General features: G+C 65.7%; 16 protein-coding genes. 10 read left to right on the top strand and 6 right to left on the bottom strand.

Going from position 1 to position 14696, the window contains the following annotated elements:
* On the bottom strand, positions 1–1124 hold a 1124-nt coding region (locus RSO01_RS42415), incomplete at its 3' end, for a HAMP domain-containing protein (RefSeq protein ID WP_147156654.1).
* Positions 1125–1366: 242 nt separating this feature from the next.
* Between RSO01_RS42415 and RSO01_RS42410 the strand changes: the two genes are divergently transcribed.
* Genes RSO01_RS42410 through RSO01_RS42380 form a run of 7 tightly spaced genes read left to right on the top strand, consistent with a single transcriptional unit; the run spans position 1367 to position 6323 of the window.
* Positions 1367–2128, top strand: coding sequence for a FadR/GntR family transcriptional regulator (locus tag RSO01_RS42410; RefSeq protein WP_147156653.1), 762 nt, complete (start codon positions 1367–1369; stop codon positions 2126–2128).
* Positions 2128–2574 (top strand): ribose 5-phosphate isomerase B, encoded by a 447-nt coding sequence (gene rpiB, locus RSO01_RS42405; RefSeq protein ID WP_147156652.1) that lies wholly within the window; start codon positions 2128–2130, stop codon positions 2572–2574. Before RSO01_RS42410 ends, rpiB begins: the two co-directional genes overlap by 1 nt.
* Before the next feature lie 35 nt (positions 2575–2609).
* A complete protein-coding gene (locus tag RSO01_RS42400) occupies positions 2610–3401 on the top strand; it encodes a transporter substrate-binding domain-containing protein (RefSeq protein WP_147156651.1) in 792 nt (263 codons plus the stop codon).
* Positions 3402–3408: 7 nt separating this feature from the next.
* A complete protein-coding gene (locus RSO01_RS42395; protein WP_147156650.1) occupies positions 3409–4212 on the top strand; it encodes a transporter substrate-binding domain-containing protein in 804 nt (267 codons plus the stop codon).
* A 24-nt stretch (positions 4213–4236) separates the two neighbouring features.
* The gene (locus RSO01_RS42390) at positions 4237–4920 is read left to right on the top strand and encodes an amino acid ABC transporter permease (RefSeq protein ID WP_147156649.1); all 684 of its coding nucleotides are present in this window, start codon (positions 4237–4239) and stop codon (positions 4918–4920) included.
* A gap of 10 nt (positions 4921–4930) precedes the next feature.
* Positions 4931–5581, top strand: coding sequence for an amino acid ABC transporter permease (locus RSO01_RS42385; protein ID WP_147156648.1), 651 nt, complete (start codon positions 4931–4933; stop codon positions 5579–5581).
* Entirely contained in the window at positions 5565–6323 is a 759-nt protein-coding gene (locus tag RSO01_RS42380) for an amino acid ABC transporter ATP-binding protein (RefSeq protein ID WP_147156647.1), read from the top strand. The genes RSO01_RS42385 and RSO01_RS42380 overlap by 17 nt, the downstream gene beginning before the upstream one ends.
* Before the next feature lie 199 nt (positions 6324–6522).
* On the opposite strand, the gene RSO01_RS42375 is transcribed toward RSO01_RS42380, so the two are convergent.
* Positions 6523–7248: a transporter substrate-binding domain-containing protein gene (locus tag RSO01_RS42375; protein ID WP_147156646.1), complete on the bottom strand. Its 726-nt coding sequence runs from the start codon at positions 7246–7248 to the stop codon at positions 6523–6525.
* Between the two features lie 84 nt (positions 7249–7332).
* On the opposite strand from RSO01_RS42375, the gene RSO01_RS42370 reads away from it, so the two are divergent.
* The 3 genes from RSO01_RS42370 to RSO01_RS42360 all read left to right on the top strand — a co-directional run bounded on the left by RSO01_RS42370 (position 7333) and on the right by RSO01_RS42360 (position 9433).
* Complete coding sequence (locus tag RSO01_RS42370; RefSeq protein ID WP_147156645.1) at positions 7333–8436, top strand: enolase C-terminal domain-like protein; 1104 nt, start codon at positions 7333–7335, stop codon at positions 8434–8436.
* A 90-nt stretch (positions 8437–8526) separates the two neighbouring features.
* Complete coding sequence (locus RSO01_RS42365) at positions 8527–8877, top strand: hypothetical protein (protein WP_147156644.1); 351 nt, start codon at positions 8527–8529, stop codon at positions 8875–8877.
* A 103-nt stretch (positions 8878–8980) separates the two neighbouring features.
* Complete coding sequence (locus RSO01_RS42360) at positions 8981–9433, top strand: YaiI/YqxD family protein (RefSeq protein ID WP_147156643.1); 453 nt, start codon at positions 8981–8983, stop codon at positions 9431–9433.
* A gap of 129 nt (positions 9434–9562) precedes the next feature.
* Here the strand turns inward: RSO01_RS42360 and RSO01_RS42355 are convergent, their stop codons facing one another.
* The 4 genes from RSO01_RS42355 to RSO01_RS42340 all read right to left on the bottom strand — a co-directional run bounded on the left by RSO01_RS42355 (position 9563) and on the right by RSO01_RS42340 (position 14572).
* A complete protein-coding gene (locus RSO01_RS42355) occupies positions 9563–10426 on the bottom strand; it encodes a sugar phosphate isomerase/epimerase family protein (protein WP_147156642.1) in 864 nt (287 codons plus the stop codon).
* 6 nt (positions 10427–10432) lie between these two features.
* Positions 10433–11602: a dihydrodipicolinate synthase family protein gene (locus RSO01_RS42350; protein ID WP_147156641.1), complete on the bottom strand. Its 1170-nt coding sequence runs from the start codon at positions 11600–11602 to the stop codon at positions 10433–10435.
* Positions 11603–11613: 11 nt separating this feature from the next.
* Positions 11614–12768, bottom strand: coding sequence for a Gfo/Idh/MocA family protein (locus RSO01_RS42345; protein WP_147156640.1), 1155 nt, complete (start codon positions 12766–12768; stop codon positions 11614–11616).
* 214 nt (positions 12769–12982) lie between these two features.
* Positions 12983–14572 carry an ABC transporter substrate-binding protein gene (locus RSO01_RS42340; protein WP_147156639.1) on the bottom strand — a complete coding sequence of 530 codons (1590 nt, stop codon included), beginning with the start codon at positions 14570–14572 and terminating at the stop codon, positions 12983–12985.
* Positions 14573–14696 lie beyond the last annotated feature (124 nt).

Raw genomic sequence — 14696 nt, 5'->3', positions numbered from 1 at the left:
TTGCCTTCGGTACCCACTTCGCGGGCCACGCGCGTCACCTCGCCGGCGAAGCCGTTCAGCTGGTCGACCATGACGTTGATGGTCTCTTTCAGCTGCAGGATCTCGCCGCGGACGTCGACGGTGATCTTCTTGGACAGGTCGCCGCGCGCCACGGCGGTGGTCACGTCGGCGATGTTGCGCACCTGGTCGGTGAGGTTGCCGCACATGGCGTTCACCGAATCGGTCAGGTCCTTCCAGGTGCCGGCGACGCCGGGTACGATCGCCTGGCCGCCCAGCTTGCCTTCGGTGCCGACCTCGCGCGCCACGCGCGTCACTTCCGAGGCGAAGGAGCGCAGCTGGTCCACCATGGTGTTGATGGCTTCCTTGAGCTGCAGGATCTCGCCGCGCGCGTCGACGGTGATCTTGCGCGACAGGTCGCCGTTGGCCACCGCGATGGTCACGTCCGAGATGTTGCGCACCTGGGCCGTCAGGCTGTTGGCCATCGAGTTGACGCTCTCGGTCAGCTCGCGCCACACGCCCGTCACTTCGCTCACCTTTGCCTGGCCGCCGAGCTTGCCTTCGGTGCCGACCTCGCGCGCCACGCGCGTCACCTCGGAGGTGAACACCGAGAGCTGCTTGATCATGGTGTTGACGATGGTCGCCCCGCGCAAGAATTCGCCCTTCAGCGGGCGGCCGTCGACGTCGAGCCGCACGGTCTGCAGCAGGTCGCCCTGCGCCACCGCGCCGATCACGCGCGTCACTTCGGTGGTCGGCCACACCAGATCGTCGATCAGGCCGTTGACCGAGCCTTCCATCTCGCCCCAGGCGGCGGTGGAGAGGGCGAATTTCACGCGCTGGCGCGTGCGGCCCTGCTCGCCGACCGACTTGCCGATTCGTTCGAGCTGCTGCGCCATGGTCTGGTTGGCGCCGACGATCTCATTGAACAGCACGGAGATGCGGCCCATCGCACCCGCGCGTCCGGCCTGCAGGCGCACCGAGAAGTCGCCGGCCCGCACCGCCTCGAGGGCTTGCTGCAACTCGTGAAGATCGATGGGGATGGCGCCGTTCTGACCGGCGGCGGTACGACGAGAGGATGGAGAGACCGAATTTGCCGCTGTTGAAGCGGTATCGACGTCGGCCGTCATGGGGCACTCACCCTGCCTGGAATTGTTCAGTCACAGCACCAGCGAGGCTCATGAGCCGGTATTTTGGGTTTCCGATGGCACGGGCCCCCACACGCGCACTTAGTCCCCCCGCAATTGCAACCAACGTCGCCAACTTGAGAAAGTTGCGTCATCGACGTGACAATTCGGGGGGCGGGCAACCCGGGTGCCTGTTGCGGCCCGGTGAATGTCCATTTACAGTGGTCAGACCACGGACTGACCAAATGGAAGACTTGGCCGTACTCGATATTTTGCGATCGGAAGACGACGAGACCCAGGGCGGCGCGGCCCGGGTCTTCACCTTCTTCCGCGACAAGCTCTTGTCCGGAGAGCTGAAGGCCGGCGACCGGCTGTTGGCCGAGCGCGAACTCGCGCTGGCGCTGGGCGTCAGCCGGCCGGTGCTACGCGAGGCGCTGCGTTCGCTGGCCATGCTGGGCCTGCTCGACATCCGGCACGGCCGCGGCGCCTTCGTGCGCGCGGCCGATGCTTCGGTGCTGGGCCAGGCGTTGACGCTCTGCCTCGCGCCCGAGCCCAATATCCTCGACGACGTGCTGCAGGCCCGCATCGCCATCGAATGCCAGGCCATCCGGCTCGCCTGCGAACGGGCGAGCGAGCGCGACCTGCAGGCGCTGGCCGGCATGCTCGACACGCTGGTTGATTCGCTCCACGACCCGGAAAAGGGCGGCCAGGCCGACTACGCCTTCCATCTCGCCATCGTGCGCGCGAGCGACTCGAGCGCCCTGATGAAGATCTACGAGGCGATCTCGCCGCTCCTGATGCGCAGCCACGTCGAGCGCCGGCGCGACACCTTCCGCGAGCCCGCCATCACCTCGCATCTGGTCGACGCTCATCGCGCGGTGTTCCTGTCGCTGGTCCAGCGCGATCCCGACGCGGCCGAGAGCCGGCTGCGCCAGCATTTCAAGATCGGCGATGAGCTGCGCCGCAAGAACCTGTTCACGAACTACCAGAGCCCAGCGAGCAACTGATGAAGATCGTCGTCGGATCGGACCATGCCGGCTTTCCCATGAAGGCCGAGATGCTGGCCTTCCTCAAGGAACAGGGCCACGAGATCGAGGATGTCGGCTCCTACGATCCCCATCCGGTCGACTTTCCCGACATTGCCCGCAAGGTTGCCGCGGCCATCACCGAGGGGACTGCCGAGCGCGGCCTGATGATCTGCGGCACCGGCGTCGGCGCCTCGATCGGCGCCAACAAGATGAAGGGCATCCGCGCCGCGGTCTGCCACGACGTGCATTCCGCCCATCAATGCGTGGAGCACGATGACGTCAACGTCATGTGCATCGGCGCGCAGATCGTCGGTCCCTGGCTCGCCAAGGATCTGATCGCGGCCTACCTCAACGCGAAATTCTCGACCGCGGAGGAATTCCGCCGTCGTGTCGCCAAGCTCGCCGACATGGATGCGGGCCGCTAAAAGTCTAAGCAACAAGTGTGTGGTTGGAGGAAACGATGAATAGGGTGTTGTCAGGCATCGCCGTTGCGGCGATGGCGATCATGGGTCTTGCGCAGGTGGCGAACGCCGATGCGCTGGATGACATCAAGAAGTCCGGCAAGATCAGGATCGCCGTCGATCTCGGCGTGCCGCCCTACGGCATGACCGACGACAAGATGCAGCCGGCCGGGTCCGACATCGAAACCGCCAAGCTGCTGGCCAAGGATTGGGGCGTGGAGTTCGTGCACGTGCCGACCACGGGGGCTTCACGCATCCCGTCGCTGCAGACCGGCAAGGCCGACCTCGTGATCTCGACGCTTTCGATCACGCCCGAGCGCGCCAAGGTGATCGACTTCTCGAAGGCCTATGCCGCGCTGCGCACCGTGATTGCCGCACCCAAGGGCGTCACGTTGAAGAGCGTGGCGGACCTCGACGGCAAGACTGTAGGCACCGTGCGCGGCACCACCCATGACACCCAGCTCACCAAGGAAGGCCCCAAGGGCATGAAGCTGGTGCGCTTCGAGGATGACGCCACCGAACAGCAGGCCTTCCTGTCAGGCCAGGTCGACATCTTCTCGACCGCCGAGATGCTGGTCTCCCAGGTCGACAAGAAGAATCCGGCGCGCCAGGTCGAGGTCAAGTTCGTGCTCGACAACTTCAAGCTCGCCGTCGGCGTGAAGAAGGACGAGACGCGCCTGCTCGAGGAAGTGAACAAGTGGATCGACGCCAAGCTCAAGGACGGCACCCTGAACGCGATCTACAAGAAGCAGTTCGGCACCGACCTGCCCGATCTCATCCTGAAGCAGTAGGCCCATTATGAAGAAGCGTACCCTGCTGCGCCTGATCGGAGGCGCAGCGCTGGTCGTGCCGTTCGGCGCGCCGGCTTTCGCCGACACGCTCGCCGAGATCAAGAAGGCCGGGAAGATCCGGGTCGCCATCGACACCGCGATTCCGCCCTTCGGCATGACCGACGACAAGATGCAGCCGACCGGCTCGGACGTCGATCTCGCCAGGCTCCTGGCCAAGGACCTCGGCGTGCAGCTCGAGATTGTCACCACGACGGGGCCGAGCCGCATTCCCATGCTGCAGACCGACAAAGTCGACATCGTCGTGTCGACGCTGTCGATCACGCCCGACCGCGCCAAGGTGATCGACTTCTCGATCCCCTATGCCGACCATCCCTCGGTCGTGGCTGGGCTGAAGACCGTCCAGATCAAGAGCCTGGCCGATCTCGACGGCAAGAAGGTCGCCGTCGTGCGCGGCACCACCCAGGACAGCGATCTCACCAAGCAGGCCAAGGGCGCGCAGATCGTGCGCTACGAGGACGACGCCACCATGGCGGCGGCGGTGGCCTCGGGGCAGGCCGACATCCTGGCGACGGCGCGCTCGCTGCTGCCGGCGATCAGCAAGAAGAACCCGGCGCGCACGGTCGAACCCAAGATCACCATGCAGACCAACTGGCTCGCCATCGGCGTGCGCAAGGACGATCCCAAGCTGCTCGCCTGGATCAACGACTGGGTGAAGACCAACCTCAAGAACGGCAAGCTCGCCGCCATCTACAAGCAGTATCATGGCGTCGACATCCCGACCGACGAGCTTCTAGCCAAGTCGGGAAGCTGACGGCGGATTCCGCCGGTGTGAGCCATGTCCTATAAATTCGACTTCGAGTTCCTGGCCGAGCGATGGCCGGATTTCGTGGCCGGCGCGTGGCTCACCATCCAGCTCACGGTGCTGTCGATCGCCCTCGGCTTTCTCGTCGGCACGCTCTGCGCACTCGCCCGCGTCTATGGCGGGCCGGTGCTGCGCCGGCTGGCGGGTGGCTATGTCGAGATCATCCGCAACACGCCACTGCTGATCCAGATCTTCATCGTCTATTTCGGCCTGTCGAGCCTCGGCCTGAAACTCTCGGCCGAGGTCTCAGCGGTACTGGCGCTCACCATCAACATGGGCGCCTACACCACCGAGATCATGCGCGCCGGCATCGAATCGATCCAGCGCACCCAGCTCGAGGCTGCCGATTGCCTCGGCCTGACGCGCTTGCAGACCATCCTGCACGTCGTGCTGCTGCCTGCCATGGAGCGGGTCTATCCGTCGCTGGGGAGCCAGGGCGTGCTGCTGATGCTCGCCTCGTCGATCACCTCGCAGATCTCGGCCGAGGAGCTCACCGCCACCGCCAACCTCGTGCAGTCCGACACCTACCGCAGCTTCGAGGTCTACGTCATCGTGGCCGTGGTCTACCTCGCGCTGTCGGCGCTCTATCGCCTGGGCTTCTGGGCGATCGGCCTGATCCTGTTCGAGCGCCGCCGCCGGCTGGGGACGCCCCTGTGAGGACGTCACCGTGATTCAGCTCAGCTTCAACCATCTGATCTACCTGGTCGAGGCGGCACGCTGGACGATCCTGTTGTCGGTGATCGCCTTCGTGGGCGGCGCCATCGTCGGCCTGCCGATCGCGCTGATGCGCGTCTCCAAATCGGCGGCGTTGCGCGGGATCGCCTGGGGCTACATCCAGCTCATCCAGGGCACGCCGCTCCTGATCGTGCTGTTCCTGTCGTACTTCGGGCTCGGCATCCTGGGCTACAAGCTCGACCCGCTGGTCGCGGCCGGCCTCTCCTTCACGTTCTATGCCGCGGCCTTCCTGGGCGAAATCTGGCGCGGCTGCATCGAGGCGGTTCCGAAGACCCAATGGGAGGCGTCGGACTGCCTGGGACTCAACCTGTTCCAGCAATACGCCTATGTGATCCTGCCGCAGGCGCTGCGCATCGCCATCCCGCCGACCGTGGGCTTCATGGTGCAGATCGTGAAGAACACCTCGCTCGCCTCGGTCATCGGCTTCGTCGAGCTGGCGCGGGCTGGCCAGATCGTCAACAACTCGACCTTCGAGCCGTTCGCGATCTTCACCGCCGTGGCCGCCATCTATTTCGTGCTGTGCTACCCGCTCTCGGTAGCCGCGCGCACGCTGGAAAGGAGGGCGCATGCCGGCCGCTCTTGAACAGGCAAACGAGTCCGTCGTCAGCGTCAAGGACGTCATCAAGGAGTTCGGGCCGCTGCGTGTGCTCGACGGTGTCGGCCTGGAGGTCGAGCGCGGCCAGACCGTGGCCATCGTCGGCCGCTCGGGCTCGGGCAAGAGCACGCTGCTGCGCTGCATCGCCGGACTGGAGACGGTGCAGGGCGGCAGCATCACCGTGTGCGGCCATCCGGTCGGCCGGCCGGGCAGCGCCGCGCGCGCCCAGCTGCGCCGCGACGTCGGCATGGTGTTCCAGAGCTACAACCTCTTCCCGCATCTCAACGTCGAGCGGAACATCACGCTGGCGCTGACGCTGGTGAAGAAGGAGTCGAAGGGCGAGGCGAAGAGGCGCGCCGCCGAGGTGCTGGCGATGGTCGGCCTGACCGACAAGATCGCGTCTTATCCCGAGCAGCTTTCCGGCGGCCAGCAGCAGCGTGTCGCCATTGCCCGCTCGCTGGCGTTGCAGCCCCAGGTCATGCTGTTCGACGAGGTGACGTCGGCGCTCGATCCCGAGCTCACCGCCGAGGTGCTGGGCGTGATGGAGAACCTGGCGCACCAGGGCATGACCATGATCAGCGTCACCCACGAGATGGGCTTCGCCCGCCGCGTCGCCGATGTCGTGGTGTTCATGCACCAGGGCAAGGTGTGGGAGACGGGTCCCACGGCGGAGGTTTTTGCCAATCCTCGGACGGCGGAGTTCAAGCAGTTCGTCGGTTCTGAACTCTGATCGTCGGAGCGCGGACCTCCAGGTCCGTAAGCCGTGCAACCGTCCAGTCGACGATTGGCCAACGATGTTCGCGGACTTGCCGAAGACCGGGTTGGTCATTCATCTCGGAAGCCTCTTGCACGGCTGGCCGGATCATGGGGCGGGCGGGACGCCCGCGGTCCGGATATGACATGAGCGGACCTGGAGGTCCGCGCTCCGATCAGGCCAGTGGCGCGACGGACAGACCCTTCACCTTGTGCTTCTCGATCAGGCTCGCGACCAGGCCCGACTTCTTGGCGTTCTCGACGAACGCCGCGATGTAGCGGGCACCCTCGGTCGCGGGCTTGTTGCAGCCGATGGCCTGTTGGACCGCAGTGAACTTGCCGTCGAGGATTTTCAGCTCGGGATGCTTCTCGAGATCCTTGAGCAGGCCTGGCCGCAGGCCGGCGAGCGCGTCGGCCTTGTCTTCCATGAACTTGTTGAAGGCGCCATCGAGGCCGGTGACCTGGATCAGGGTCGCGTTCTTGATGTTGTTCTCCAGCCACAGCCCGTAGGCCGAGCGTGCCGAAACGACGAGGCGCACGCCCGTCTTGTCGACGTCGGCGATCGACTTCAGCGGCGAGCCCGGCGGCACCATGTAGGTCGCCTCGATCTCGACATAGGCGGCGCTGAAGTTCATCACGGCGGCGCGCTGCGGCTCGGCGCCGATCAGGCCGACGTCCCACACGTTCTTGCCAGCCTGGTCGGCAAGTTCGCCGGGCGACTTGAAGGTCACGTAGGTGACCGGCACGCCAAGCGACGCGGCGAGTTCCTTCGCCATGTCGGGCGCCACGCCCACCGGCTCGGATTTCTCGCTGCGGCCGGTGACCAGCAGGAAGTTGGAGAGGTTGATGCCGGCACGCAGAACGCCGGTCGGTGCCAGTTCGGCTCGGGCTTTGTCGGTCATGCCGGCAGTCTATACTGAAGCGCTCCGGGAGCGAAACGCACACGCGGCGAACCGTCTTTTCGTTCGCCGAAAGAGGACGGCATCATGAAGATCACCGACGTCAGCCTGACCCTGTTCGCCTGGGACGACATCCCGCCGACGCAATACGGCCAGCACAGCCGGTTCGCCGGCTCGAGCGCGCTCGGCCTCCTGCGCATCGCCACCGACGACGGTGTCGAGGGCCATGCCTTCCTGGGCTCGGCCTCGAACTCGGCAGCGATCGACGGGCAGGGGCTGATCACCCACCTCAAGCCCATGCTGATGGGTCGCGATCCGATGCATCGCGAGGCGCTGGTCGTCGATCTCTGGAAGCGCCAGCGCCCGGCCGGCGTGCGCACCATCGGCGCCGTCGACGTCGCCCTCTGGGACCTTTTAGGCAAGGCGGTGGGCCAGCCGATCCATCGCCTGCTCGGCACCTATCGCGAATCGGTGCCGGCCTACGCCAGCTCCGCGGTGCTCGCTTCGGCCAGCGCCTACGCCGAGCAGGCGGTCGAGTTCAAGGAGAATGGCTGGGCGGCCTACAAGATCCATCCGCCGACGCGCTGGCGCGAGGACATCAAGGTCTGCGAGGCGGTGCGCAACGCCGTCGGCGACTACACCATCATGCTCGATTCGACCTGGGCCTACGACTATCCGGCGGCGCTGCGCGTCGGCCGCGCCGTCGAGGAGATGGAGTACCACTGGTACGAGGATCCGCTGGCCGACCAGGACATCTACAATTACGTGAAGCTGAAGCAGCAGCTCTCGATTCCGATCCTGGCCACCGAGTATCCGATCACCGGCCTCGATTCCTACCAGCCCTGGATCATGCTGCAGGCCACCGACTACCTGCGCGGCGACGTCGCCGTGAAGGGCGGCATCACCACCCTGGTGAAGGCAGCGCACCTCGCCGAATCATTCCGCATGAACTACGAGGTCCATCACGGCGGCAACTCGCTGAACAACGTCGCCAACCTGCATGTCATCGCGTCGATCCGGAACACCGAGTTCTTCGAGGTGCTGCTGCCTGACGGCGCGCAGAAATACGGCCTGGAACAGGACATCGTGGTCGGTCGCGACGGCATGGTGCACGTCCCCAACGGACCAGGGCTCGGGGCGGCCATCGACTTCAAGCTGATCGAGCGCAAGAAAATTGCCGTCCTGACCTGAATATGACGCGGAGTGCGGTCGGTGTGCAGCGCAACCCGGCCCGCCAGGCGGCGTTGAGCAGGCATATCCATCTTTCGAAGGAGGTGTCTCATGCAACGCGTGTTGCTCACCCTCGCACTCGTCGCCACGGCCGGTGTGTCCTACGCCCAGCAACCCATGGCCGGCGGCGAGCCCACCGATCCCTATGGCCGTCCCTTGATCGGCCGCAGCGATTGGGTGCGCCAGCCTGGAGACCGGCCGGGACCGGTTTCGGGTTCCGGGACGTCGATGAACACCAACATGGCGACGGCGCCGTACGCGCAAGCTCCCCAGATGGCGCCGATGCCGGCCCAGACCGGCCCGCGCCAGGCGACGTTCAAGGACGAATTCGGCTTCCGCTATGACAGCGAAGGCAATCGCCTGGATGCCCGCGGCAACATCATCTCGCCGCAGACCCGCTAGGCTCGAAGCCGACGAGTCATGAAGGCGCCGGCGGTCCATAAGGGCCGCCGGCGTCTCATTTTGGTGGACAATCCGGCCGGTTGGCCCGAGTTGTCGCCGCACGATGACTTCCATCTACATCGATGCCGACGCCTGTCCGGTCAAGAACGAGATCTATCGCGTTGCCGAGCGCTACGGCCTGAAGGTCTACGTCGTCAGCAACTCCTACTTGGGCGTGCCGCGCGATCCGCGCATCGAGCTGGTGGTCGTGAGCGACAGCTTCGACGCCGCCGACAACTGGATCGCCGAGCGTGCCGCAGCGGGCGACATCGTCGTCACCGCCGACATCCCGCTTGCCGATCGCTGCCTGAAGGCGGGGGCGTCGGTCATTGGCAACACTGGCGTGCCTTTCACCACCGCCTCGATCGGCATGGCGATGGCCAATCGCGAACTGATGTCCAACCTGCGCGCCATGGGTGAGATCACCGGCGGTCCCAAGCCGATGAGCCCGCGCGACCGCTCGCGCTTCCTCTCGGCACTCGACGAGACGATCCAGAAGCTGCGTCGGCAGAGATAGTCTCCGTCATCCCGGCCGGAGCCGAGCGAAGCGAGGCGCAGCGGAGGGACCTATTTTGACGATGCACCTACAAAAGAGGTCCCTCGACTACGCCACCCTTCGGGCGGCTTCGCTCGGGATGACGGGATATCAGACGACCGTCCGATACCGCTCGACGCAGGTGGCGAGCACGTGGTCCATCGGCTGTGACCACCAATAGTCGGAGAAGATCTCGGCCTCGATGAGGCCGGTGTAGCCGGCATCCTCGACCGCCTGCCGCATACGGCGCAGGTCGACGACGCCGTCGCCCATCATGCCGCGATCGTTCAGCATGTCCTTGGTGGGCACCAGCCAGTCGCAGACGTGATAGGCGATCAGCCGCTTGGCGCGGCCGGCGCGGGCGATGCTGCTGTAGAGGTCTGGGTCCCACCATGTGTGATAGACGTCGACAGCCACGCCGAGCGCGGTCCCGCCGGCATCGAGCCGGTCGGCGATGTCCAGCGCCTGGGCCAGGGTATTCACCGCGGCGCGGTCGGCGGCATACATCGGGTGCAGCGGTTCCAGCGCCAGCGGCATGTTGGCTTGCCGCGCGTAGGCCAGCAGCTCGGCAATGCCGTCCTCGATCATCTTTCGCGCGCCGACGATGTCCTTGGAGGGTGTCGAGCCCGGCCGCGCGAACTGCGGCAGGCCGCCGGCCACCAGGATGACGCAGGGCGCACCGAGTGCCGCGGCTTCATCGACGGTGCGTCGATTGTCGTCGCGCACTGCCATGACGTGCTCGCCCGTGGCCGGGAACAACCCACCGCGGCAGTAGCCCGAGAGTTTCAGGCCGGCGTCCTTGATGGCCTGTCCGGCCCGTTCGAGCCCGACCGCGGCCACCTGATCGCGCCACGGGCTGATCGCGGCAATGCCGTGCCGTGCGCAGGCCTCGATGATCTCGAGAAGACCGCCCTGCTTGCGGACCGTCGCGGTGTTGACCGACAGCAGCGACGGCCCGGTACTGAGATCGCGCATTGCGGGCTACAGCGCCACGCCGCGGACGGCCAATACTGCCTTCATGCGCGCGGCGGCGCGCTCGGGGTCGCGGAACAGGCCCGCCTTGTCGGCCAGCCGGAACAGCTCGGCGAGGTGCAAGGTCGAGCGCGCGCTTTCCTGGCCGCCGACCATGGTGAAATGGTCCTGATGGCCGTTGAGATAGGCCATGAAGACGACGCCCGTCTTGTAGAAGCGCGTCGGTGCCCGGAAGATGTGGCGCGACAGCGGCACGGTCGGCGCCAGGATCGCATGGAACTTCGCGAGATCGCCGCCGGCCAGCGCCGCCAGCGACGCCGCAGCGGCCGGCGCGATGGCGTCGAAGATGCCGAGCAGGGCGTGCGAGTAGCCGTGCTCGTCGCCGGCGATGAGTTCGGCGTAGTTGAAGTCGTCGCCGGTGTACATCTTCACCGCCTTGTCGAGCCGGCGGCGCATGGCGATCTCGCGGTCCTTGTCGAGCAGCGAGATCTTTACGCCGTCGATCTTGGCGGCCGACGCGTTGATGATGGCGACAGCGGTGTCCATCGCCTTGCCGAGATCGCGCGTGCCCCAGTAGCCGGCCAGCGCCGGGTCGAACATGTCGCCCAGCCAGTGGATGATCACCGGCTGGCGCACCTGGGAGAGCACGCGCTGGTAGACGCGGGCATAGTCGTCGGCCGAGCGGGCGGCGCGGACGAGCGCGCGCGAGGCCATCAGGATGATATGGCCACCGACCGCCTCGATGGCGGCGATCTGCTCCTCGTAGGCACGGATTACGTCGTCGACCGTGTAAGTCCCGGCCGGGTCGAGGTGATCGGTGCCGGCGCCCGAGAACACCACGGCGCCCTCGCGGCCGCGCGCGGCGGCGACCGAGCGCTTGATCAGCTCCAGCGCCATCGGCCAGTCGAGCCCCATGCCGCGCTGGGCGGTGTCCATGGCCTCGGCGACGCCGAGCCCGAGGTCCCAGAGATACTCGCGATAGGCGATGGTGCGTTCCCAGTCGGGAGCCGCCTGCAGCCACGGATCGATGTCGGCGTGCGGGTCGGCCACGACATGGGCGGCCGCCAGGGCGACCCGGTTCAGCGGGCGCGTGATGCGGTCGGGGAAGTGCGCGGCGTCGGACAGGGTGTAGGGGGCGAGACTGCCGTCGGCGGCGGGCAGGGGCACGATGATCGACATGGGGCCTCCTCTCAGATCTTGAGCGCCGGGACGTCGACCCAGCGCCGTTCCTTCCAGCTCTGCAGGGCGCATTCGACGAGCTGCACACCCTTGGCACCTTCGACCAGCGAGTGCTTGAACGGGGCATCCTCGACGACGTGGCGGATGAACATCTCCCATTCGGCCTTGAAGCCGTTCTCGTAGACAACGTTGTCCGGCATCTCCTGCCAACTGTCGTAGAAGTCGATGGTCTGTTTCTGGTCGGGGTTCCAGACCGGCCGCGGCGTCGCCGTGCGCGGCTGGATCATGCAGTCGCTGAGGCCGGCGACGGCCGAGCCCAGGGTGCCGTCGACCTGGAAGGTTACGAGGTCGTCGCGGTAGACGCGCACCGCCCAGCTCATGTTGATGTGGGCGATGATGCCGCCTTCGAGCTGGAAGGAGGCATAGGCCGCATCGTCGGCGGTGGCCGGGTAGGTCTTGCCCGCCTCGTCGACGCGCTCGGGGATGTGGGTGGCGGCGATGCACGACACCGATTTCACGTCGCCGAACAGATTGTCGAGCACGTAGCGCCAGTGGCAGACCATGTCGAGGACGATGCCGCCGCCTTCTTCGGTGCGGTAGTTCCACGACGGCCGCTGCGCAGGCTGGCCCCAATCGCCCTCGAACACCCAGTAGCCGAACTCGCCGCGCACCGCGAAGATGCGGCCGAAGAAGCCGGAGTCGCGCAGAAGCTTGATCTTCTGCAGGCCGGGCAGGAAGAGCTTGTCCTGCACCGTGCCGTTCTTGATGCCCTTTTCCTTGGCCAGGCGGCAGATCTTCAGCGCCTCGGCGAGGTTGGTGGCGATCGGCTTCTCGCAATAGATGTGCTTGCCGGCGTGGATGGCCTTTTCGAGCAGGGTCGGGCGCATCTGCGTCGTCGCCGTGTCGAAGAAGATGTGATTGCGCGGGCTGGCGATCTCGGCGTCGAGGTCGGTGGTCCAGCGCAGGCCGCCATGCTGCTCGGCCAGCGCCTTCACCTTCTCCGGCGTGCGGCTCACCAGCACCGGATCGAGCATGACGCGCGAGCCGTCCGACATCAGCACGCCGCCCTGGGCGCGGATCGCCGCAACGGAGCGGATCAGGTGCTGGTTGACGCCCATGCGGCCCGAGACGCCGTTCATGATGAGGCCGAGGGTGCGTTGCGTCATGACAAAAGACCTCCCGCTACTTTCGTTGGCACAGCCTACCCATCTTCTCCTCCCCCGTCATACGGGGGAGGGTAGGGAGGGGGCAGGCCCCAATGACAATCTTCGACAATTTCAGATCTGAAAATGGGAAAGCTCGTACCGGGGTTTTCCCCCTCCCGTACCCTCCCCCGTGAGACCCCGTGAGACGGGGGAGGGACCAAGAGTTGAGAGGCCTTCACTTATCCAACCACACGTCCTCGAACCTGAAGCCGTTGTAGACGCTGTTGACCTGCGCCACGTAGCCCTTGACGTAGGGCTGCATGCAGATGGCGGCGCGGTTCCACATGATGATGGGCCGGGCGCCGTCCTCCAGAAGCTTGCGGTCGATCTCCCAGACGACCTTCTTGCGCTTCTCGATGTCGGTCTCGGCCGACTGCACGTCGAAGAGCTTCTCGATCTCGGGATTGCAGTAGCCGGTGTAGTTGCGCTCCGACTTGCAGGAGAAGTTCTCGTAGTAGTTCTGGTCGGGATCGTCGACGCCGTTGCCGGTGGTGTTCAGCCCGACCGAGTAATTCTTGCGCGCCACCCTCGGGAACCACTGCGAGGTCTCGATGATGTCGACGTCGGCGTCGATCCAGATCTCCTTGAGCTGGCTCGCCAGGATGACCGCCGGGTCCTTGTAGAGCGAGATGCCGCGGGTGGCGATCTTGAGCGGCAGGCGCTTGTCGGGCCCGTAGCCCAGCTTCTTCATGATCTCGCGCGCGGCCTCGCGGTTCTTCTGCACGTCCGACCCGTAGCCCGGCACAGAGTCGTACATCTCGGGCGGCAGGCCCCACACGCCGTCGGTCACCGGCTGCATGGTGCCGCCGAGCAGGGCGTCGCCCTGGTTGATGATGTCGACGAACGACTTGCGGTCGATCGACAGGACCAGCGCACGGCGCAGGTCGGCATTGTCGAACGGCGGCGCGTCGCGGTTCACGATCAGATTGGTGCTGTTGTTCATCGACGTGACCTGGCAGGCCACGTTGGGCATCTGGGCCTTGAGATCCTTCAGGATCGGCATCGTCACCTCCCACGGGAAGGTGATGTCGAATTTGCCGGAGGCGAAGCTCAGCATCGCCGTCGCCCGGTTGGGCACGATTGTGAACTCGATACCATCGAGGTAGGGCTTGCCCTTCTTCCAGTAGTCGGCGTTCTTCGTGACCTTGATGCCCTCGTTCTGCTTGAACTCGACGAACTTGAAGGGGCCGGTGCCGATCGGCTTGGTGCGCATCTGCGCCACCGGCACGTGGCAGGGATAGATCGGCGAATAGCCCGAAGCGAGCAGCGCCAGGATCGAGGGCTGCGGGCGCTTGAGATGCAGCGTCACTTCGTAATCGCCGTTGGCGGTCGCGCCCTCGACGTTGCCGTACCACGACTGGCGTGGGTTGCGGCGCAGCTTGTTCTCGGCCTTGCCGGTCACAAGATCGATGGTGCAGACGACGTCCTTGGCGGTGAAGGGCTGGCCGTCGTGCCACTTCACGCCCTCCTGCAGCTTGAAGGTCAGGTTCTTGTTGTCGGCGCTCCAGCTCCACGACTTGGCGAGGTCGGGGACGATGTCGCTCGGGCTGTTCTGCGGCTTGTTCTGGTCGTAGAGCACCAGGTTGTTGAACAGCGACATGAACGGCACCACGGTCGAGTTGGTCGCCTCCTCGTGGATCGACGCGCTCGGCGGGTTGTCGCGATGATACATTTTCATGACGCCGCCGCTCTTCTGAGCCAACGCTACGCTCGAACTCAAGACAAGGGCGGCCACGAGGCCACCCAGCAGCATAATCGGACGCATTACTGTTCCCTTCCCAAGTATCCCCGCGTGTCGAGCCGCGGGTGTTGGGATGACTCTAACCTATCTTTTCGGATTCCTCTCCCCCGCTAGGGGGAGAGGCTAGGTGAGGGGGCAACGACGTGCG

The organism is Reyranella soli (assembly GCF_007992495.1).
Classification (GTDB): Bacteria; Pseudomonadota; Alphaproteobacteria; order Reyranellales; family Reyranellaceae; genus Reyranella; species Reyranella soli.
The sequence above is the reverse complement of the archived record's forward strand: the minus strand, read 5'-3'. Positions and strand labels throughout refer to the sequence as shown.